Source organism: Calothrix sp. PCC 6303 (assembly GCF_000317435.1).
Classification (GTDB): Bacteria; Cyanobacteriota; Cyanobacteriia; order Cyanobacteriales; family Nostocaceae; genus PCC-6303.
Window position 1 is genome coordinate 5137279 of sequence record NC_019751.1, and the last position, 20252, is coordinate 5157530.

18 protein-coding genes and 1 pseudogene are annotated in these 20252 nt (G+C 40.1%); 12 read left to right on the forward strand and 7 right to left on the reverse strand.

All coding sequences use genetic code 11. The annotated features are described in order from the left end of the window. Positions 1-157: 157 nt before the first annotated feature. The gene (locus tag CAL6303_RS20815) at positions 158-931 is read left to right on the forward strand and encodes an ABC transporter permease (RefSeq protein WP_015199805.1); all 774 of its coding nucleotides are present in this window, start codon (positions 158-160) and stop codon (positions 929-931) included. Positions 932-1383: 452 nt separating this feature from the next. Beyond that, positions 1384-3060, forward strand: a complete 1677-nt coding sequence (locus CAL6303_RS20820; protein ID WP_015199806.1) for a DUF1565 domain-containing protein — start codon at positions 1384-1386, stop codon at positions 3058-3060. Positions 3061-3258: 198 nt separating this feature from the next. Here the strand turns inward: CAL6303_RS20820 and CAL6303_RS20825 are convergent, their stop codons facing one another. Together CAL6303_RS20825 and CAL6303_RS20830 are read right to left on the reverse strand one after the other, a co-directional pair. Next, positions 3259-4110 carry a cytochrome c biogenesis CcdA family protein gene (locus CAL6303_RS20825; RefSeq protein ID WP_015199807.1) on the reverse strand — a complete coding sequence of 284 codons (852 nt, stop codon included), beginning with the start codon at positions 4108-4110 and terminating at the stop codon, positions 3259-3261. 145 nt (positions 4111-4255) lie between these two features. After that, positions 4256-4795, reverse strand: a complete 540-nt coding sequence (locus tag CAL6303_RS20830) for a TlpA family protein disulfide reductase (RefSeq protein ID WP_015199808.1) — start codon at positions 4793-4795, stop codon at positions 4256-4258. Between the two features lie 376 nt (positions 4796-5171). Between CAL6303_RS20830 and CAL6303_RS20835 the strand changes: the two genes are divergently transcribed. Further along, entirely contained in the window at positions 5172-5924 is a 753-nt protein-coding gene (locus CAL6303_RS20835) for a class I SAM-dependent methyltransferase (RefSeq protein WP_015199809.1), read from the forward strand. Between the two features lie 235 nt (positions 5925-6159). Here CAL6303_RS20835 and CAL6303_RS20840 read toward each other — a convergent pair whose 3' ends face one another. Next, entirely contained in the window at positions 6160-6693 is a 534-nt protein-coding gene (locus CAL6303_RS20840; RefSeq protein WP_015199810.1) for a TlpA family protein disulfide reductase, read from the reverse strand. A 154-nt stretch (positions 6694-6847) separates the two neighbouring features. Next, positions 6848-7324: a MarR family winged helix-turn-helix transcriptional regulator gene (locus CAL6303_RS28645; RefSeq protein WP_015199811.1), complete on the reverse strand. Its 477-nt coding sequence runs from the start codon at positions 7322-7324 to the stop codon at positions 6848-6850. Between the two features lie 78 nt (positions 7325-7402). On the opposite strand from CAL6303_RS28645, the gene CAL6303_RS20850 reads away from it, so the two are divergent. Together CAL6303_RS20850 and CAL6303_RS20855 are read left to right on the forward strand one after the other, a co-directional pair. After that, complete coding sequence (locus tag CAL6303_RS20850) at positions 7403-7885, forward strand: hypothetical protein (RefSeq protein WP_015199812.1); 483 nt, start codon at positions 7403-7405, stop codon at positions 7883-7885. 232 nt (positions 7886-8117) lie between these two features. Then, a complete protein-coding gene (locus CAL6303_RS20855; RefSeq protein ID WP_015199813.1) occupies positions 8118-8771 on the forward strand; it encodes a class I SAM-dependent methyltransferase in 654 nt (217 codons plus the stop codon). A 390-nt stretch (positions 8772-9161) separates the two neighbouring features. Here CAL6303_RS20855 and CAL6303_RS20860 read toward each other — a convergent pair. After that, positions 9162-10320 (reverse strand): annotated as a pseudogene (locus CAL6303_RS20860) (IS4 family transposase). 354 nt (positions 10321-10674) lie between these two features. Between CAL6303_RS20860 and CAL6303_RS20865 the strand changes: the two are divergent. The 3 genes from CAL6303_RS20865 (at position 10675) to nrtS (ending at position 12521) form a co-directional block, all read left to right on the forward strand. After that, a complete protein-coding gene (locus CAL6303_RS20865) occupies positions 10675-11277 on the forward strand; it encodes a sigma-70 family RNA polymerase sigma factor (protein ID WP_015199814.1) in 603 nt (200 codons plus the stop codon). Continuing rightward, a complete protein-coding gene (locus CAL6303_RS20870) occupies positions 11270-12115 on the forward strand; it encodes an anti-sigma factor (RefSeq protein WP_015199815.1) in 846 nt (281 codons plus the stop codon). The genes CAL6303_RS20865 and CAL6303_RS20870 overlap by 8 nt, the downstream gene beginning before the upstream one ends. Before the next feature lie 175 nt (positions 12116-12290). Continuing rightward, complete coding sequence (nrtS, locus tag CAL6303_RS20875; RefSeq protein ID WP_015199816.1) at positions 12291-12521, forward strand: nitrate/nitrite transporter NrtS; 231 nt, start codon at positions 12291-12293, stop codon at positions 12519-12521. Here the strand turns inward: nrtS and CAL6303_RS31545 are convergent. Continuing rightward, positions 12518-12640, reverse strand: coding sequence for a hypothetical protein (locus CAL6303_RS31545; protein WP_255348433.1), 123 nt, complete (start codon positions 12638-12640; stop codon positions 12518-12520). The two genes, nrtS and CAL6303_RS31545, sit on opposite strands and share 4 nt — an antisense overlap. 30 nt (positions 12641-12670) lie before the next feature. On the opposite strand from CAL6303_RS31545, the gene CAL6303_RS20880 reads away from it, so the two are divergent. Then, positions 12671-13300: a hypothetical protein gene (locus CAL6303_RS20880; protein WP_015199817.1), complete on the forward strand. Its 630-nt coding sequence runs from the start codon at positions 12671-12673 to the stop codon at positions 13298-13300. Between the two features lie 195 nt (positions 13301-13495). On the opposite strand, the gene CAL6303_RS20885 is transcribed toward CAL6303_RS20880, so the two are convergent. After that, on the reverse strand, positions 13496-15667 hold the full coding sequence (locus CAL6303_RS20885) for an NHL repeat containing protein (protein ID WP_015199818.1): 2172 nt from the start codon (positions 15665-15667) through the stop codon (positions 13496-13498). Positions 15668-16426: 759 nt separating this feature from the next. Here CAL6303_RS20885 and CAL6303_RS20890 point away from each other — a divergent pair. The 3 genes from CAL6303_RS20890 to CAL6303_RS20900 all read left to right on the forward strand — a co-directional run bounded on the left by CAL6303_RS20890 (position 16427) and on the right by CAL6303_RS20900 (position 20199). Continuing rightward, positions 16427-17548, forward strand: coding sequence for a glycosyltransferase family 4 protein (locus CAL6303_RS20890; RefSeq protein WP_144051141.1), 1122 nt, complete (start codon positions 16427-16429; stop codon positions 17546-17548). Between the two features lie 467 nt (positions 17549-18015). Continuing rightward, positions 18016-18885: a glycosyltransferase gene (locus tag CAL6303_RS20895; RefSeq protein WP_015199820.1), complete on the forward strand. Its 870-nt coding sequence runs from the start codon at positions 18016-18018 to the stop codon at positions 18883-18885. A 168-nt stretch (positions 18886-19053) separates the two neighbouring features. After that, the gene (locus CAL6303_RS20900) at positions 19054-20199 is read left to right on the forward strand and encodes a glycosyltransferase family 4 protein (protein ID WP_015199821.1); all 1146 of its coding nucleotides are present in this window, start codon (positions 19054-19056) and stop codon (positions 20197-20199) included. Positions 20200-20252: the final 53 nt, after the last annotated feature.

Here is a 20252-nt window from a genome sequence, read left to right on the forward strand (position 1 = left end):
TTGATTCTTGATATATGCTATGAACGAATTTGATTCAAAGCTAAAATTAAATCAGTGAACTGATAACTGGTAATTGATAACTGATAACTGATAACTGGTTAAAAATGTGAATACCATATCCTCATCTCCAAAATCATCTATCAAGAAACCGCGTGTAATGGCATGGCAAGCTATGTTTTCCTCGGTAATGCTGATGTTGATGTATTTACCCATTCTGGTGCTTGGTTTTTACAGCTTTAACAAGTCACCCTATAGTAGTGGTTGGGAAGGTTTCACGCTGGAATGGTACCGAAAGTTATTCCAAGATGAACGGATTTTATTCGCTTTAAAAAATAGCCTCATTGTTGCCGTGACTGCTGTGGGAATATCTGCGGTGTTAGGAACATTAATGGCAGTGGGTTTATCACGGTATCGCTTTCCTTTTAAAGGTGTATATGTGGGTATTTCCTATCTACCATTGATTATTCCTGATATAGCGATCGCTGTTTCCACTTTAGTCTTTCTGGCAGCCTTTGCGATTCCCCTCAGCATCTGGACAATTATTGCCGCACATGTTGTTTTTTGCATTGCTTACATTGGTTTAATTGTCTCATCTCGACTTACAGGTTTAGATTCCCATATCGAGGAAGCTGCATTAGATTTGGGGGCAACACCTACACAGTCTTTCATTTTAGTCCTATTACCCCAACTCATGCCCGCCATTGTTGCCGGGTGTCTGCTATCTTTTATTCTGAGTCTCGATGACTTCTTGATTGCCAGCTTTACATCCGGTAGCGGTTCAGGAACTTTACCCATGGAAATCTTCAGCCGAATTAGAACCGGGGTAAAACCAGATATTAATGCCCTCAGCGTCATCTTAATTATAGTATCCGCGTTCATTGCTGCGATCGCTGAATTCATCCGTTTCTCTGGTGACAACAAAAAAAATTAGGCTTTGCTAATTAGGGCTTGCTGAATAACTATAAAACATTTATTTATCAACACTTTCGGGATTTTTTATCCGGGGAAAGTGCAAGGAAATAAGGGTTTGAGGTTTAAAAAGCTTGTATTCAGATTTATTGGAGTTATCTCCGATAAGAATGTAGAGACGCGATATATCGCGTCTTTACAAGGGTTCTGCGTACCGCATAATTAATTTCGGGTTTAACTATGCAATTTCTGAAAATCATTCTGAGATTTATGGTGAAAACGGTTTACGACGACACAACCATAAATTAAGTTTCCATATTTCCAATCATCGCAATTATAAAATTAATCTCCGAAACTGTGCTGATCTGGTATACATCATCTGGTATAGTTTGGCATAAATTTGACAGCACACCAGCTGCAAATGAAACTATATCAAACATACTCCTATTTAGCACATTACAAGTACTTAGAAACATGAAACGTCAGGGTTTACAAAATAATCAGTACAAAGGTTTTCGTTCATTCTCAGCAGGTTTAGCTGTAACACTATTAGTCTCTAGTGGCTCAGTATTGACACCAGTCCAGGTAAATGCAAGAACTGATATTCAAATCAAAACCACTCAAAATATTACAGCCCAAGCTCCCGCAACTGGTACCATAATTTACGTTAATCCCACCAGCGGCAATGATGCAGCTGGTGCAGGAACAACTGAAGCTGCACCACTGAAAACAATTAGCTTTGCCCTCAAACAAGCACAATCAGGTACAGTTATTCAACTATTACCTGGTAATTACAGCACCGCAAGCGGTGAAACTTTCCCCCTAGATTTAAAATCTGGAGTCACATTACGGGGAAATGACGAAGCGAAAGGACAGGGAATTTTAATTACTGGTGGTGGTTCTTACACTAGTCGAACTTTTGCCCAACAAAATATTACAATTTTGGGTCAAAATAATGCCACCATTAGCGGTGTGACTGTCACCAACCCAAACCAACGGGGTACAGGAATATGGCTAGAGTCTACAAATACAGTAATTGCTAACAACACATTTACCAATAGTGTCCGTGACGGTGTGTTTGTTACAGGTACAGGTAATCCCAAAGTAAACAATAATATTTTTGTTCTCAATCTAGGTAACGGTATTTCCATTGCCAAACAATCTACGGGTGAAGTTCGGGGAAATACATTCCAAAATACTGGTTTTGGCATCGCAGTTAGTGAAACTGCTGCACCAATGATTGCTGATAACCAGATTCTTCAAAATAATGGAGGAGTGGTTGTGACTGGTAGCGCTAAACCCATGTTACGGAATAATGTCATCCAAGATAGCCGCGATCATGGTTTAGTAGCAATTCAAACCGCTGAACCAAATTTAGGTACTGAAGCTGATCCTGGCAAAAACCTAATTCGGAACAACGGCACAAAAAATACCAAAACATTCTTTGATGTTCTCAATGCAACCAAAGAACAAACCATCACTGCTGTTGGAAATGATATTGATCCGAAGCGCGTATCTGGAAAAATTAATCTAGTTATCGCTCAAGTTGATCCACCGCAAGGCAGTGGTAGCTTCAGTGATATTACTGCTAATTACTGGGCAAAAGGTTACATCGAAGCCTTAGCCAGTAGAAATATCATTGCTGGGTTCCCTGATGGTCGTTTTAAGCCAGATGAACCCGTTACCCGCGCTCAATTTGCGGCAATTATTGCCAAAGCTTTTAATCCTGCACCAAAAAATCCAGCAATAGCATTTACTGATGTTAAGAGTGATTTTTGGGCTTTTGCGGTGATTCAAACAGTTTCCCGTGGTGGGTTTATTGCTGGATATCCAGATAAGACCTTTAAACCTCAACAACAAATTCCTAGAGTTCAAGCATTAGTAGCTTTAGCAAACGGTTTGGGTTTAAGCACTGCTAGAGCGAATCTTCTTTCTTATTATAGTGATGCGGCTCAAATTCCCAGTTATGCCAATCTAGCGATCGCATCTGCAACTGCAAGGGGACTTGTCGTTAACTACCCCACCGTCAAACAACTCAACCCCACCCGTCCAGCTACCCGTGCTGAGGTTGCAGCTTTTGTTTACCAAGGATTGGTGAGTTCTGGTGCAGCACCAGCAATTGCATCACCATATGTGGTAAATGTTCCCTAATTTTTAATCAAGTTCTCAGGAAATTAGAGATAGTAGTCTGTCAAGATAAAAATGACGGTTGTAGAGACGTAGCATTGCTACGTCTCTACGCAATTATGGATTTGTACACAACCGTCAAAATAAAATTGATAGACTAAATAGTTATGGAAAAATATACCAGGTGTAGCAATGCTACATCTGGTATAAAAGTTTCAATATCTAACTTCCTAAAAACCACTGAGTCCCCGTAAATAGGTAATACACCCCAGTTAAAATCAGCGCGACACTACCAAAACGAATAATACCCTCGGAATGATTCAACAAACTACGACTTTGTTTTGCTAATCCCGTAAATAAACTTGCCAGAAAAATCAACAAGGTATAACCAAGCGCATAACTAATCATTGTCAGCGTACCCAATACCTGGGAACCCGTAGCTGCTGCTGATGCTAACACCGCGAATAATACTGGACTTGCACAAGGAGAACTCACCAATGCAAAGGTTAAACCGACTCCATAAGGTCCCGCTTTCGGAAGATTTACATTCATCTGCGGTAAGGGTATATTCACCACACCCATCAACCACAACCCCATCACAGCCATAATTAAGCCCACTACTATATTGATATAGCCTCGGTACTCCACCATTACAGTTCCCGCAAAGGAAGACACCAAACCAAATAGACTTAAAATAGTCACCGCACCCAAAACGAACAAACCAGCTTTAGTGAAAGCATCCCAACGGGATTTGATATTGAGTGTACCGATATAGCTGAGATTGACAGGTAAAAGTGCGAGAATACAAGGAGACACGGATGCGATCGCGCCTCCTGCAAAAGCCAATGGTAGCAAGACAAAGGGATTGGCGGTATCCTGTTTATCAAACCATTGTTGGTAGCGGTTTTCCACAATGGAAATTACTCGCTCAATGGGTTGACTAATTACAGATCCAAGGGTGAGAACTAGAATTAGTGATAGTAATCCCAATCCACCGTAAACTAGCCATTTTTTCGAGATTGGAAAACGTCGGGAAGGGTTTCGCTCTGGGGAAGATTGGGGTATTGGTTTCATGAAATTATCCGTGATGAAGAGATAGAGATTAAAAAAAGTAATGAGTAATAAGTAATAAGTAATGAGTGTGTTTTGTAACGGGGATTTAACCCCGACAGAAAACACGCTGGTTATAGAAGCACGGGAATTAGACCCCCTAATATTGTTAATTTTTAGCTAGAGCGGTGTCGAGGATTTTGGTGTAATCTGCTTTGTTAGGATTATTTTTAAACATGGTTAAAATATTGCCAGTTGCCGGGTCAACAATAGCTACTGTGCTAGTTTTACTCTGATTAGCCTCAAGAAATTTACCTAAACCCAGTTTTTCAGCTTGAGCTTGTGTCTCTTGAACCTTAGCTTTATCGGTGACATCTAAAACTACAAAATTCACCTTGCCGGAATATTCTTGTTTCAATTGCGACAAGGTGGGAGCAATATTTTTACAACCAGGACACCAGGTTGCATATACATCTACTAAAACTGGTTTACCTTGAAGTTCTTTAGCTAAAGGCGCTCCAACGGAGGTTAATTTTCCTGCACAGGGGTCTTTTTTCCCAGCACATGGGTCAGCTTGAGCAATTTCTGTAGTCGATGGTGCAGCTTGATTTTGGGAAATATTATCTGATTTTGTGGTGCTGCATGATACGGTCAAAACCAGGCTACTTAAACACAGTAGACTGAGTAAAAATTTGTTATTTTTGAACATGATTGCTTCTTAATGGTTGTATGGCAAAATGTTTGTCCGAGATAACTCGAATTGCATCTATTTACTAAGACGAACAAGAAACGAGATCGGATTTAATTCCACGAAAATTCCGTTTAACCAAGCAAATAGGGGGTTTATACGGAATTGTTCTTTTGAATAACCCTACGGGGGGATTTATACGGAATTGTTCTGTATAATCCACTTAAAAAGGTTGTTTATAAGGAAAGATTCGGTATAATAGCGCAATTGGGGGAGTTAAACAGAATAGTTCGGTATAAGTACCTTGTTGAAGGGGATTATATGGAAGCGTTCGATATAATAAATAGTTCGACAGACATTCTTTTGAATCAATTCTCGTGACTGCTTAAGAGAATCTATGGCTCGCTACGATACAATTGGACACGGCTATTCCCAGACCCGGCGCGAGGATCCTCGCTTCCGAGCGCAGATACACGCGGCTTTAGCCAATGCTCAGACGGTTGTCAACGTCGGTGCTGGTACTGGTGCGTACGAGCCGACGGATCGCTTCGTGATTGCAATTGAACCCAGCGATGTGATGGCAGCGCAGCGCTCGCACAATCTTGTCCCTGCGATCCGTGCGTCTGCGGACAGCATTCCTCTTCGTGATCGCTCTGTAGACGCGGCAATGGCAGTACTTACCGTTCACCATTGGGATAAGGAACGTGAGAAAGGTGTCCGCGAGCTTCGACGTGTGGCGCGAGGAGCCGTTGTAATCTTGACCTATGATGCGACCATCAGTGCTGCAATGTGGCTGATGGCAGATTACTTGCCGGAAGTAGCTGCGCTGGATCTCCGAATCTTCCCGCCTCTGGAACAACTCGCGGAATGGCTTGGCGGTGACGTGCGAATCGATAAGGTACCGATTCCGTGCGATACACCTGATTGGATGCTCGGTTCGTTCTGGGCTCACCCGGAGCGTGTGCTCAATGCGAACGCACGAGCGGCGACATCTGGTTTTGCTCGCATGTCAACCAGCGTTGTCGATCGCGTTGTTTCCGAAGTATCTCGCGATTTGGACAGCGGATTGTGGGACGACCGCTATGGGCACTTGAGGAGCCTTGACGCTCTCGATGTTGGACTTCGGCTCGTTGTCGCAACGTCAAGCTGATCCGGCGGCACGGGCAACTGTGCCGTCGAACAACTCAAATGCACCGGACAACTAAAATTTGGTCGGTGAGTGCGAACAATTTAGGCGTGCCGGTGATTTGAACCGTTAAACATCTTTGAGAAAAGCGATCGCTAGCTACCACCGGATACAACCTTGATAAATAAAAGTGTATGTGATAAAAGGCGATCGCCAATCCTGTAGCACCAGGGAGCGAGACGCTCCCACTACTTTTGACCTACTTTTTCGCCACAGCAGCGTTCAGGATTTTGGTATAGTCAGCTTTATTCGCATTATTTTTATACATAGCTAAAATGTTTCCAGTTGCAGGGTCAACAATAGCCACTGTACTTGTTTTACTCTTGTTAGCTTCTAGAAATTTACCTAAACCCAGTCTTTGCGCTGCTGCTTCCGTCTGTTTGAGCTTACCTTTATCAGTCACATCCAAGACTACAAAATTTACCTTACCAGAATATTCCTGTTTCAACTGCGATAGAGTAGGAGCAATATTTTTGCAACCAGCGCACCAAGTAGCATATACATCCACCACTACAGGTTTACCCTGAAGTTCCTTAGCCAGAGGTCCCCCCACAGATTTCACTTTACCTGCACAGGGATTTTTCCCAGCACAGGGATTCCCTTGAGCAATCTTGGTAATTGATGATTGAGCTTCAGTTGCAGAGATACTAGTTGAGGTTGTTACAACCATAGATGCAGTCAAAACTAGGCTGCTCAGACAAATTTTGAGCAACAAATTCGCGTGTTTATGCATAAAAGTCTTCCTGTCGTCAAGCTGAAAGTGTTTAATGGCGGTATGCTGCCACAAGAATAGTCAATAGTGGTGCATCTACTTACTAAGACGACTGAGGGTGGGAATTGGATTTAATTAAATTCAAACTTTTTTCTTCGCGTTAAAGTTTTGCTAGTTAAGTATCTTTTGTGAACTCCTCGTTCAAGGTCAGGAGACTTCTTTTCAAGCATTGATGGGCTTCTTGTTTAAGCAATTTAGAAACTTCATTTTCAACAATGAAGGTTGCATCAATCGCATCTATTATTAATTGATAGCCTCGATCCGTATAAGCGATCGTCTTGGCACGTCTATCGCTAGGGTCTGGTAATTTAACTAAGAATGCTTTCTTTTCCAAGGAATCAATTAATTGACCAATTGCTTGCTTTGATAACTTGGTTTGCTCTGCAAGTTCTGTCATCCGCATCCCTGAGAGGCATAACTGTTGCATTACACGAAGTTCAGCTAGGGAAATATTGTCATACCCTAGATTTCTGACTTGAGCAAGCGTCTTTTGAGCGATAACCTGTTCAGCCTTAGTCAGAAGCCTTAGCAAGGTATCTCCCTCATTTGCCACAAATGCCTGAAATTTTTCAATAGCTTTTTGCTGCTCCATAAAAAAATAGTACAAGTACTTGATATTTTAGTCAAGGAGATTTACTATTTAGTCAACCTACTTGACTAAATCACTGAAATGATTAGAAACCGATGGAAACTGATTGGCTATTCTTGGCTTGCCATGAAAACCTGGGTGAAGATTTGGCTTTTCTGGTTAAATTTAGTTCTGTTAAACTCAGTGTTTTTTCTAGATGAACCCCTAGGACAGTACACATTGCTAAGTTTACCTCCGACCATCATACTTCTTGTCTTGATTGCTTATCGATACTCCGGATTGGTTCGTTTGTTGGGAATTGGACACCTAATTCCTTGGATACCACTATTGACCTATGCAGAGCTTCGTCTTTTGACGAATTGGGTAGGGTCAAAAATTCTATTTATCAATTCACCTTATCTTTACCTTTGGGCTGTGGCATTAGTCCTTTCCCTGACTATTTGTCTGGTATTTGATGTTTTTGATATTATTCGTTGGTATAGAGGGGAGCGTTATGTATTAGGTACAAAAGCGGCTTTTCTCGCTGGAGCATCTAAACTTTCTCGGCATCTGGAAAGTCATTGATTTACAGATTTACAGTAGCGATCGCTGTTCTTGAATTAGCAAAGGAAACGTTGACGAATTTACCCCACGCCCATCCCAATTAATTATTAAGTTTCTTTAAAATCAAATATCTCCATCTAACACTAAATCCGATCGCCTCCCTCAGTCGTCACCTAATATAAAGGAAAGATTCGGTATAATACTGAAATTGGGGAGATTAAACAGAACTATATGGAAAGTCCGGGCAAATAAAATGTCTCGTCAACGTGCACAACAATTAGCGTCAGAATTCCTAGACCGCATAGATGTCACAGGGTGGTTTGAGGTACTCTATGCTGAAGCTGGAAACAATTATGCTGATGTCCCTTGGGCTGATTTAGCTCCAAACCCAAATTTAGTTGATTGGTTCATACAACAGGATTTATCAGGCAAAGGAAAAACGGCACTTACGGTAGGTTGTGGTTACGGAGATGATGCCGAATTCTTGGCTGAACAAGGCTTTGATGTTATGGCATTTGACATCTCATCAACCGCAATTTCAGAGTGTAAGCGTCGTTTCCATAATTCTCAAGTGTCCTACCAGATGGTAGATTTGCTCAATCCACCCAATACTTGGTTTCAGAGTTTTGACTTTGTTTTAGAATCCTATACGCTTCAAGTTCTCCCACCTGAGTTACGTTCTGCTGCCATCTTGAAAATCAGTAGTTTTGTAGCACCATCAGGTCAATTGCTTGTCATAGCAAGAGGTCGAGAGAAATCTGATCCTCCTGGAAAAATGCCTTATCCGCTCACTAAGTCTGACCTAGAGCAGTTTGAGCGCTTAGGCTTGAGTCGTCAGTTATTTGAAGATTATTTAGATAGCGAAACTCCTCCTGTCCGCAGGTTTAGAGTTTTGTATGCTCTTTGAGATACAACCGGGAGCAACGCCCATGCACACCGATCGCTAAGATTTGATCGGTTATGATGTGGAGGGTGATGGGCAACATTAAACATCTTTGAGAAAAGCGATCGCTAGCTACCACCGGATACAACCTTGATAAATAAGGTACTCAGGGCATTAATTAAGTTGATGCCAAAATCTACAAATGGTGATGACTCAGCTTGGCAAATTATAACCCAATACGGTTCAGTTAAGGCTATGCAGTGCTTGAAATAACAAACACAGGAGGATTGGTTATTGTTCCAGTACCTCTGTGTTTAACCTTTTTCGAGCGAAATTTTGATACAGGCTTTTTGACAACCCTTGGGTTGTTTCTATGAACCCTTTCAGGTAAAAGTTGGTCAAGAATCTCCATAGTTAACCAACTAAAAAAAAAGGCAGTTCTTGTGGTTGCAAGCGCTGAAATTTGGGAAGGGCACGACGAACAACTCGTAATGTTCCTGTGAAACTTAGACGTAAGGGTGAAACATTTGCGTTGCTTGCAGCTTGAAAAATTAATAACCGAATAGCCCAATGTCCCAGTAACAAACCGTAAACTTCTTGCACCACCTCCCGTGGTTTTTGAGAACGAATATGAGTTTTGCGTCCCAAAAGATGTACCTTGAGTTCATCAATCGTATTTTCAACTTCCCAACGTTGATGATACTCAGAAGCTAGCAAATGGGCACTTAATTTTTCAATGTCCAATAAGCTCGTAATTAAACGATATTTAATTGGTTCTTCTAGATTGTCAGGATTTTCAATTGTGTACTCAATGACTCGTACTTGTATTGGCTCAAAACCTTTTTTTCTTAATTTGCCAGATGGATAAATATAACTTAAATACGAGCCATCGTCTAAAGCTTCTTCGTTTAAAAATTTAACATTGGCAGGAATTCTTCCTAAATACTCACAACCTTTACTTACCGTTGTTTGTACCATTGCGTAGGAATGCAAACCCCTATCCCACATTAACAACATTCCAGATGTTACCGAACGTAATAGTTTTAGTGACCTGACTCGCTCTCCAATCTTATATGGGCACATTAGTGCATCGAAAATTAGATGTGTTCCTGCCTCTACCAAAATCACTAATCTAACTTTGGGAAATGCAGCTCGCGTACCAGGACGACTACCAGGACGACCAAAAACCCTTGCATTTTCATCGCTATCTGGAATATCTAAGCAGGTTCCATCAATTACTACGATTCGTAATCCATTTAAAAAAGCTCCTACTGTTTCGCTAGTTGCCATTGGTTGCACTAACTGATGAAACAACTGTCTCATCACCCCTGCTCCTAGTCGTTGTCTGGCTTGCGTTATAGCTGATTTACATGGGATACGCCAATATTTACCAATTTTTACCCATGCCTCTGAAAGACCATCAATAAGATTTTTTAGTACATCCCGCATTGAATCTCTCGACCACAGGCTCATTGCTATTATTAAGCAAACTACAAGCTGTGCTGGTAACGAGCGATGACGTTCCTCTTCGACTTTAGTTTTAGCGGTAAGCGAAGCCATGCCGTAGGCTTATCGCTTGTTCGATTGAAGTTGCTGGAATCGCTACCTCTATCGCTTTGAATATCTCCGTACTTTGTATCTTGGGAGACAGTAATGAGAATTCTTTAAGATGCACCGTACTTGATTTCCATTTTTGGAAACAATGCCTATTTTACAGCTATTCGAGCCTTAACTGAACCGTATTGAATTATAACCTACATCCCCCTCCCCATCGAAAACTAAATCCGATCGCTTCCCTCAGTCGTCATATTATATATACGGCTTTTTTAAGCAAAAAGATCTCTGTGTGCATTGTGGAGCGAGGTGATGACAGAAGAAATATGCAAAACGGACGACTGTATTAGTTTAGACATGGGTTAAAAATCGCATGGAGCCTAAACAATCCCAGTCGAATTTAACAGGGCTTACCGATGTGACGGATGAAGCTTTGTTTGTGGCACTTAAAAATGGCGATGCTGCGGCATTAAGTGTTTTGTTTAATCGTCACGGTCGTTTGGTGTATGGATTAGCACTGAAGATTTTGGCAAATCCCCAGGAAGCTGAGGATTTAACCCAGGAAATATTTTTGACATTGTGGCGAAAAGCATCTACTAATCCCGATTGTCGCTTTTTTGTCCGCTACTTAATCACGATAACGCGATCGCGTGCCATCGACAAACTACGCGATCGCACTAGACAACTAAAGCTTGTGGAAAAAGTAGGAAAAATGAGCAATGACAAAACACCAGAACCAACACCTGTGGAGCAAGCTAGTTTCACAGAGCGATCGCAAAGAGTTAATCACGCGCTTTCTGAACTCCCAGAAAAGCAACGTCAGGTCATCGAATTAGCTTATAACCAGGGTTTGAGTCAATCGGAAATCGCTAAACAACTAGATATTCCCCTGGGTACAGTCAAAACTAACACCCGTCAAGGATTATTAAAACTCAAACGGATTTTACTCGATGCAGATATATTAATATATGAATAAATCTTTTGATTCTGAATATATAAAAAATCTAGCTGCGGGATTTGTTGTGGATGACCTTTCCCCAGAAGAAGCTGAAGAATTTCGGTTATTACTTGATGAACATCCCGAATTAATTGCCGAAGTTGAGGATTTGCAGGAAGTTTTACGACAGGTTGTAGATGGTTTTGTCGAGGTAGAACCACCTGCTAATTTGTTAAGTAAAATTCTCTCGGAAGCCGAAGTAATCACAACTCAACAATCTAATATAAATGATATTCCAATTCAGCAAACTGATAACTTAATAACACCGAAAGCATCTCGACGATGGACAAAAATTGCTGGTAGTATTGCTGCTTTATTTGTTGTCATTTTAGGGATAGATAACTATCGCTTGCGGCAAAATTTAGGTGTTGTCACCGCAGATAATCAAAAATTACGCCAGGATTTTACCCAAGCTCAAGTGGTCAAAAATATGCTGCAAAATTCCCAAACGCGATTATATACTTTTGAAGCAGCTAGCTCTAATAATAATTCTAAAAATAACATTACAGATAACACTTCGGGAAGTATAGTTATTAATTCCCAAAAACAAAAAGCGGTGATGATTTTCCAAAATCTTCCTGCTCCACCCCCCGGGCAAGTTTATGTATTATGGACAGTTATTGCTGACAAAAAATTACCTTGCGGTCAAGTCAAACCCTATTCCTGGGGAACAGCTTCCTATGAATTACCATTTACAAATCAAATGTACCAAGAATTTACACACCCACAGTTTTCTGGGTTAGTTGTGACATTAGAAACAGATGCAAGGGTTCCTCGTCCAACGGGAAAAGTGGTGATGCAAAGTTCACATATTTAAACTTTGTTTCCACAAACCCTAAAAAATAGAATTTGTAAAAGATGAAAATGATGGTTGTAAAGACGTAGCAGTGCTACGTCTCTACAGAATTGTGGATTTGTATACAACTATCAAAATATAATTGATAGGGTAGTAGTAAAAATTCATGGAAATGCTTCTGTGAAACATTAATTAGATGAAAACTCTTAAGGAATTTTGCTTATGTCTTTTCGACCGAAATATGGTGCCAACAGCATTAAAAGTCTCTGTTGTGGTTGGTTCTATCCTATTTATTATCAATCACGGTTCAGCTTTTGCTAAAGGAGAAATGTCTCGTGAACGCTGGATTTCTGCTGCTGTAACTTACCTAATTCCCTATATAGTCAATATCCACGGACAATACGTAAGTCATTCTCGAAAATATTAATATATCTGTAACCCAGAGTTAGTATCAATCACAGCTATGGGATACCCTTGGCAATCACTTTGTGCGATCGCGTATCTTAAACAACTATTATAAATCCGATCGCCTTTATCATTCGTCATATTCTATAGATGGTGCTTTACGGGAAAATAATGGCGATTTCTACAAATGGTATGCATTCTCAAGACTGGCTAGTAAATGATAGTGGTGACTATATTGCCTTAAACCTGGAGGAACTTGCTTTACCAGAAAAACCCTATCGCTTATACCGATTTCTCACGGAATTGGAAGACATACTTGATACAATAACCGATGATTGTCTTCGCATTCAGGCAATTATGCCACTGGTACGGAAATTATTAGCTAGTTCCTATTGGCTACAAATGGAGTTTAGCGAACCACCAATTGACCCTGGTTGGTCTGTCGAATTCCTGTATGATGAGTATGAGTTTCCTTTAACTATCCAGATGGTTGCTTGGCTCCCTGGAAATATTTCGCCTATCCATAATCATGCAACTTGGGGAATTGTGGCTGTTGTGGGTGGACAGGAAAAAAATAAATTTTGGCGAAAAGTTCCCACATTAAAATATCCCAATCGTATTGAATGTATCGGGGAAAAAATTTTGGTTCCCGGTGATATTATTGGTTTTACTCCCGATGCTATCCACTGCATTGAAGCATTAGGAAATGAACCAGTTGTGACATTTAATTTGTATGGAGTAACGGCATATGAAAAGCGTTGGAAATTCGATTCCGTCACACATCAAGCTAAAAACTTTTAAGATTTAACGGGATTTTGTAAATACTTCAGCAAAGATTAAGCTTACAGCCGTTTTCACCTATTTGAACAACGTCAACCTGGTTTAGCAATAGTAAACCCCTACAATGTGCTCTATTTAACTGAAAATAGCTTAAACACACTGCATAAGAATACCCCTAAACCAGAGAAGCCATAGATTTAGGGGATATTAATTAGATTATTTTTTCAACTGATACATAATCACTTTACCTTTAAAATCTTCCTCCACAAAAACCAAATATTCACCATTAGAACGACGGAAAGCGCGAATTCCATAGGCAATATCTACCCAACCTAGTTCCCCAGAAACTTCTGTACCTGGTTTTAATTTCTGTACTAGTTTTCCAGTTTTAGTCTCGTAAACATACACTTCCCAAGTTTTCACTGTTGTCACAAATACATAATCTCCCGCTACACTCATCGCTGCTGGGGGGAGAACTTCTGGTGGTGCGCTGCTATCTGTTGGTAAAACAATCCGCCAACTAGGGTTACGATTACCTTTACTCCAGTTGTCGAAACGGGCAATTTCTGAACCAATGGACTTAGAATAATCTTGGTTAATGGCTGGTGTTTCTTTGGTAAATCCCGATAGATACATCGTGTCGGTTTCGGGAAAATATTCGATACGTCGTAAATCAGTAAACATACTAGGATGTTTCTGTTTTTCCATAGCTTTGTAGCTGTAAATGGGGTTCCCATATTTGTCAAATCCACCAAAGCGGTAGCGACGAATACCGACACCATCTTGAGTTCGTAAAGCTTTCCAAATATCCCCTTTACTATCGACCCACCAACCGCCAATATAGGGATGGTCTTGACTACGATCGTATTCGTTGGCTTCAAAAGTACCGTTGCCATTTTGATCTCGCCAAATCCACTCCCCAGATGCAGGTTGGGAGGGGGGATAATTCCCGTCAATTGCAGGTTTGTTATTTTCACGGGAACCCACAAACCAAGTAGATGGTATGGCAATTTCTCCATCTGTGGCTTTGTTGAAGCGATAAACTAGTAGACTTCCACCATACATGTCGTTGAGGAACATCAATTGTTTTCCTTGGATGCGCCGCATAACTGTGGCATCATACGGTCTAGTTAAGCGAGGATCTTGGGGATATTTAAAGGGGTTGAGGGTGTAACCTTGATATTTCCACTGTTGTCCTGGGGGTTTGCTGTAATCCATCACAAACCGTTCTTCTTTAGTGAAGACGCTGGAACCGTCGCTACTAGGATCAACATCTGCATTATCCAGGAAATGCAACCCTAGTAAACGCCATTGCATTTTTCCAGCGGGGGAAAATTTCCGGATGTCTGTACCCGAACTATTAAAACCATTATTGGCAACGTATATATTACCATTGCGATCGCTTCCCACTCCGGTGATGCCAGAAAACTTCAAATCACCAACTTCACCAGGGGTACCGCTAAAAACTCCACCTTTGACACCCAAGGTTGATACTAAGCTGGGTTTATTGCTGATGTTGTAAATTAAAATCTGTTGACGTTGGCTGTTGTCAGCAACCAAAAGTCTACCTTGGTTATCGAATGCGATCGCACTGGGTTCCAAAGCTTCATTTATGGTTCCAGATAATTGTTTACCATCTTTGGTGTAATGTAAAACTTTTCCTGGGGTCGCACCTTTTTTCCCTTGAGCTACCCATAGTTCTGCTTTTTTGTCAATGGCAATTTCTTGAGGATTGGGAACCGCAAAGCTACGCAGCAGTTTCATTGTATTTTTATCATACACATAAACCTTGTTTGCACCACCTTCACTGACATACATCTCAGTTGAGGCGACTGCAATCCCGGTAACTTCGTTCTTCTCGCTCACAATGAGCATACTCTTGTCGTGACCTCTGCCGCCAGGAAATGGTGCAGGTTTACCCGATAAATCGTAACGTCGTACACAATGCCAATTTACTTTATCGGGTGGATAATCTTCATCCTTCGGTGCATTCCCGACTCGATCATGTTTCATTGACAAGTATATATATTTAGCGTCGGCTGCGATCGCAACACCACCCGAACGTCCCCAACCATGTAAATCCTCGGCTTTTCCGACTACCTTCCCATCTCGATAAAATCCCACTTCCCTACCTGCTTCATCCCAATCACTATTGGTATAAACAGTTCCATCCGCTGCCACATGCATTCCCATGACTCGGATTTGTACCCATTTATTGTCTGCACCGAAGCTATTACCAATCCAGGAAGTTTTATAGGTAATTGCAGATACTCCACTGGGCGTAAAACATGCAGCTACGAAAATAGATAATAGTAATCCGCAAAAAAATGACGATATCAATTTACGGCTATTTTTTAGTAAATTCCCTATCTTGTGGGGGTTTAGCATTGCTAAAACCCTATTTTTGATATTTAAATATCTGAAAAATGCTGTAACAATTTGGCGACAGCGAGATATATTGATGAATGAGTCTAGTTTTATATTCACATTCCGTAGGTATTTAAATAGTATTTTTATCAACTGTCTGGTTTTGATATTTTCCAGTGGAAGAATCTACAAAATATCTATATCCCTATGTAAACTAGCAAAAACATATATTACCTATGGCAGATTTATCTAAAATTTATAAACATTACATCATTTTTTCAAGATTTTAATGATTCCCCTAAAGGGTGCTTGAAAAGTGTTTGGCTATGATTTTAGGCACTTAGATATACCCTTTAGCGCTGAAAAGTGGGGAACACTAGCTTTTAGCCTCTGGGAACACCTATACTACGGAAAAGCCGATCCATAAGGCTTTAACGCCAAGAACAGGACTTTTGAAATATTCTCTTATTCCAGTAATTTTTACCTATTTGCAAGACATCAAACATGGTTGTAAAGCGCAATGCTAAACTACTACAGCATGGTGTATTTACCTGGAAATAGCTTTAATAGAGGGAAAAAATAAATGTTACTATAAATAATCAAAATGGCTATAGCCATTAATTGAGTAGTCCGGTAAGGCTATAAAAGCTGTGTACAATGTTTGTGGAGTGAAACACAAAGTGATTGCAAGCAATGGAAGCGAATGTTGAATCGAAGGAACTATATTTGATCGAAAGCACTGCTAAAGAACAATTAGAAAAATCTGCTTCTATCCTATGTATGGGTTTGGGTTGGTTTCCCAAGACTCCAGGTGGATTAGAACGTTATGTATACGATTTAACTCATACATTAGCAGCAAATCACGACCGGGTTGAGTTGTGTGGAATTGATTTACCCGAAGTTGAATCAAATTACCCAATCAAGTTAACAAACTTAGCATCTGCAAACGACAGTATTTTACAGCGATTTTGGTCATGTAGAAATAACTTTCGTAAAACAAGAGGGGAAAAGCCTGATGCGATAAATTTGCATTTTGCACTTTATAGCTTCCCAATTATGGATATTTTGCCCAAAGATGTGCCAATTACCTTCAATTTTCATGGTCCTTGGGTATCGGAAAGTGAGCAAGAAGTTAATCAACAAAAACTGAGTAATTTTTTCAAAAAGTGGTTGGTTGAAAAAAGAACATATCAAAAATGCGATCGCTTTATTGTTTTAAGCCAAGCTTTTGGTAAAATTCTCCACCAACAGTATGAAATTCCCGAAGAGAAAATTCATGTCATCCCTGGTGGTGTGGATACCCAAAAATTTGCCCCCCGTTTATCAGCACAAGAAGCCCGCAGCAGGTTAAACTTTCCTTTAGATCGTCCCATTCTTTTTACTTCTCGTCGTTTGGTAAACCGTGTGGGAATCGATAAATTACTCAATGCGATCGCTTTAATTAAACCTAGGATACCCGATGTTTGGCTAGCAATCGGCGGACGTGGACCTTTAGAAGCAGCATTACAACAACAAACCAAAGAGTTGGGATTGGAAAATAACGTCAAATTTATCGGTTTTCTTCCCGATGAAGATTTACCCATAGCATATCAAGCAGCAGACTTCAGTGTCATGCCTAGTCAAGCATTTGAAGGATTTGGATTAGCATTAGTTGAATCCTTAGCTTCCGGAACTCCGGTGATTTGTACACCAGTTGGGGGAATGCCAGAAATCGTACAACAATTTTCACCCGAATTAATTACTAGTTCTCGGAGTGAAAACGCGATCGCGCAAACTCTCGAAGATGCATTATTAGGTAAAATCAATATACCTTCCCGCAGCGAATGTAGAGATTACACCACCACCAATTTTAATTGGGATAAAATAGCTCAACAAGTCAGAACTGTTCTTTTGAGTAAGTAGTCAACATGAATTTCGTACACTAAGTAAGTTGGTTTTGAAGATTGGTGTTGAAAATTCTCGTTATAACAAGGTAGTAGGAACTTGAGGTAAGGCTTTTAGTTGAATTGACAGTTATTTATATAATACTCTGCGAGAAGCCGCACTTACAGAAGTCACTCCGTGTCTACCGCGTCTATGTTTTATTTATGCCTACTTGCTTAGAACAACTGAAAAGGCTATTAGCTGTAATCTGGAACTTACAACTATAGCTTTGAGAAATTTTGATTATTCCCTACTCACTTTTTCAAGCTAGATATGAAGACATTCTAATGCTAGCTCTTTAGAATAAAAGGGTTGTGGGTGAAATATAATTAATTTTCAAAAAATACAGGATTATTCTTTTTTCAGATTATTTATAACTCTGCTAGATTTATCTACAATCAAGATTAAGAATCTTGTAAATGTTCAAGAGCAAGGGTGGATTTTGAATGAAACTAAGTGTAATTGTGCCATGCTTCAACGCAGAAGATACGATTGCTGTACAATTAGAAGCCTTAGCTAATCAGCAATGGCTAGAACCTTGGGAAGTAATTGTTGCAGACAATGGTTCTACAGATAACACAATTGCGATCGCACAACGATATCAACACAGAATTGCTAATTTCCGTATCGTCGATGCATCTGCTAAAGCGGGACCCTCCTATGCTCGAAATTTGGGAGCAAAAGCCGCGTATAGTGAATCATTAGCATTTTGTGATGCAGATGATCAAGTTGCACCTGGTTGGGTTGCAGCTATGGGGATGGCGCTTGTTCAGTATGAATTTGTTGCTGGTCGGAATAATAACATCAAGTTAAATGATCAAGTTACCCTTAAAAATCACGGACTCCCCGAAACTACAGGTGTTACTTTTGACCATCCCTACTTACCAGTCGTGATTAGTAGTAATATGGGAGTTAAGCGATCGCTCCACGAAAAGATTGGTGGATTTGACGAAGGGTTCCTCATGATTGAAGATATTGATTATGCTTGGCGGCTTCAAGAAGCTGGACATCATGTCTGTGAAATCCCTGATGCCATAGTTCATTATCGTTTACGAAAAGACTTCAAAGCGATTTGCGACCACGCTTGGAAAGTCGGTATTTACGAAGCTCTGTTGTATAAAAAACGCCATAATTATCCCTTGCCAAAACAACTAATGTCGTGGAAAACTTTCATTAAAGTACCAATCGTCTTCATTCTAGAACTATTACGTTTCAAAGTTCGCAATAAAGAAACTATGGCAGAATGGATCAAAGTATTAGCATGGCGTTCTGGTCAGTTAACAGGTTGTTTAAAATTTGGATTTATACCTCTTTAAATATTACTTGATATCTGATATATGAAAAAATGACAAGCTATTTTGAAATAATTGTGTTCCCCTTTTTTTAATTTTTACTAGCAAAATTTTCCCATATTTCTCGTTGATATAATTCACAATATACAGACAAACTGTTAAAACAAACTTTACTACGGCAATCAACTAACAATGAAAATATTCTTCTTAGATCAAAGCGGTAAACCAGGAGGTGCCGAATTATGCCTAATAGACATTGCTAAACCATATCAAGATAATTGTCTGGTTGGTTTGTTCGCTGATGGTTCCTTCAAAAATCTCCTAGAAGAAAATCAAATTCCTGTTGAAATTTTAACTAACAATCAAATTCAAGTTCGCAAAGAAAGCAACTTAGCACAGGGTTTAGGAAGTATCACCCAGCTTTTACCATTAATCCAAAAAGTTGCCAAAATCGCCCGTAACTATGATTTAATTTATGCCAACACCCAAAAAGCTTTAGTTGTTGGTGCTTTAGCAAGTTTTATTAGTCGTCGCCCTTTAGTTTATCATCTCCATGATATTCTTTCTCCCGCACACTTTAGCAAAACTAACCGAATGATTGCGGTGAATTTAGCAAATAAATTCGCATCATTAATTATTGCTAATTCCCTAGCAAGTAAAGATGCATTTATTGCTGCTGGAGGTAATCCCAAACTTACCGAAGTCGTATACAACGGCTTTGACTCACAACTATATCAAATTGACCCATTTGAAACTAATACATTACGCGACAACTTAGAAATTACAGATAAATTTGTCGTGGGACACTTCAGCCGTCTTTCACCATGGAAAGGACAACATATACTCATAGAAGCCTTAGTTAAATCACCTCCACAAGTCATCATTCTTTTAGTTGGTGATGCCTTATTTGGGGAGAAAGATTATGTTGATAAATTACACCAACAAGTTGCAAAACTCGGTTTAGAAAATAGAGTCAAATTTTTAGGATTTCGTGATGATATTCCCCAATTAATGGCAGCATGTAATCTGATTGCCCACACATCTACAGCCCCCGAACCCTTTGGTAGAGTGATAGTAGAAGCAATGCTATCTGCTAAACCTGTGATTGCAGCCAAAGCAGGTGGAGCAGTAGAATTAATTGAACCTGGTATAGATGGCTTTTTAGTCACACCCGGAGAACCGGAAGAACTCGCACAAGTCATAACAAGCTGTGTTGAAAACCCAGATACTACTAATCAACTAGCAATCAGCGCTAAACAAAATGCCAGCAAAAGATTTGATGTTTCTATTATTAATCAACAAATCGCAAAATTATTACAGCAGTTTTCATCTAATTGAACTACATCAGTAGTAGAGGTAAAGTTCATTGCTAAACCCGTATAGTATGGTGT

Bases quoted from the DNA above. Each gene is read 5' to 3' on its own strand.
- CAL6303_RS20815 (WP_015199805.1), top strand. From the start codon at position 158: ATGGCATGGCAAGCTATGTTTTCCTCGGTAATGCTGATGTTGATGTAT.
- CAL6303_RS20820 (WP_015199806.1), top strand. From the start codon at position 1,384: ATGAAACGTCAGGGTTTACAAAATAATCAGTACAAAGGTTTTCGTTCA.
- CAL6303_RS20825 (WP_015199807.1), bottom strand. From the start codon at position 4,110: ATGAAACCAATACCCCAATCTTCCCCAGAGCGAAACCCTTCCCGACGT.
- CAL6303_RS20830 (WP_015199808.1), bottom strand. From the start codon at position 4,795: ATGTTCAAAAATAACAAATTTTTACTCAGTCTACTGTGTTTAAGTAGC.
- CAL6303_RS20835 (WP_015199809.1), top strand. From the start codon at position 5,172: ATGGCTCGCTACGATACAATTGGACACGGCTATTCCCAGACCCGGCGC.
- CAL6303_RS20840 (WP_015199810.1), bottom strand. From the start codon at position 6,693: ATGCATAAACACGCGAATTTGTTGCTCAAAATTTGTCTGAGCAGCCTA.
- CAL6303_RS28645 (WP_015199811.1), bottom strand. From the start codon at position 7,324: ATGGAGCAGCAAAAAGCTATTGAAAAATTTCAGGCATTTGTGGCAAAT.
- CAL6303_RS20850 (WP_015199812.1), top strand. From the start codon at position 7,403: ATGATTAGAAACCGATGGAAACTGATTGGCTATTCTTGGCTTGCCATG.
- CAL6303_RS20855 (WP_015199813.1), top strand. From the start codon at position 8,118: ATGTCTCGTCAACGTGCACAACAATTAGCGTCAGAATTCCTAGACCGC.
- CAL6303_RS20865 (WP_015199814.1), top strand. From the start codon at position 10,675: ATGGAGCCTAAACAATCCCAGTCGAATTTAACAGGGCTTACCGATGTG.
- CAL6303_RS20870 (WP_015199815.1), top strand. From the start codon at position 11,270: ATGAATAAATCTTTTGATTCTGAATATATAAAAAATCTAGCTGCGGGA.
- nrtS (WP_015199816.1), top strand. From the start codon at position 12,291: ATGAAAACTCTTAAGGAATTTTGCTTATGTCTTTTCGACCGAAATATG.
- CAL6303_RS31545 (WP_255348433.1), bottom strand. From the start codon at position 12,640: ATGACGAATGATAAAGGCGATCGGATTTATAATAGTTGTTTAAGATAC.
- CAL6303_RS20880 (WP_015199817.1), top strand. From the start codon at position 12,671: ATGGCGATTTCTACAAATGGTATGCATTCTCAAGACTGGCTAGTAAAT.
- CAL6303_RS20885 (WP_015199818.1), bottom strand. From the start codon at position 15,667: ATGCTAAACCCCCACAAGATAGGGAATTTACTAAAAAATAGCCGTAAA.
- CAL6303_RS20890 (WP_144051141.1), top strand. From the start codon at position 16,427: ATGGGTTTGGGTTGGTTTCCCAAGACTCCAGGTGGATTAGAACGTTAT.
- CAL6303_RS20895 (WP_015199820.1), top strand. From the start codon at position 18,016: ATGAAACTAAGTGTAATTGTGCCATGCTTCAACGCAGAAGATACGATT.
- CAL6303_RS20900 (WP_015199821.1), top strand. From the start codon at position 19,054: ATGAAAATATTCTTCTTAGATCAAAGCGGTAAACCAGGAGGTGCCGAA.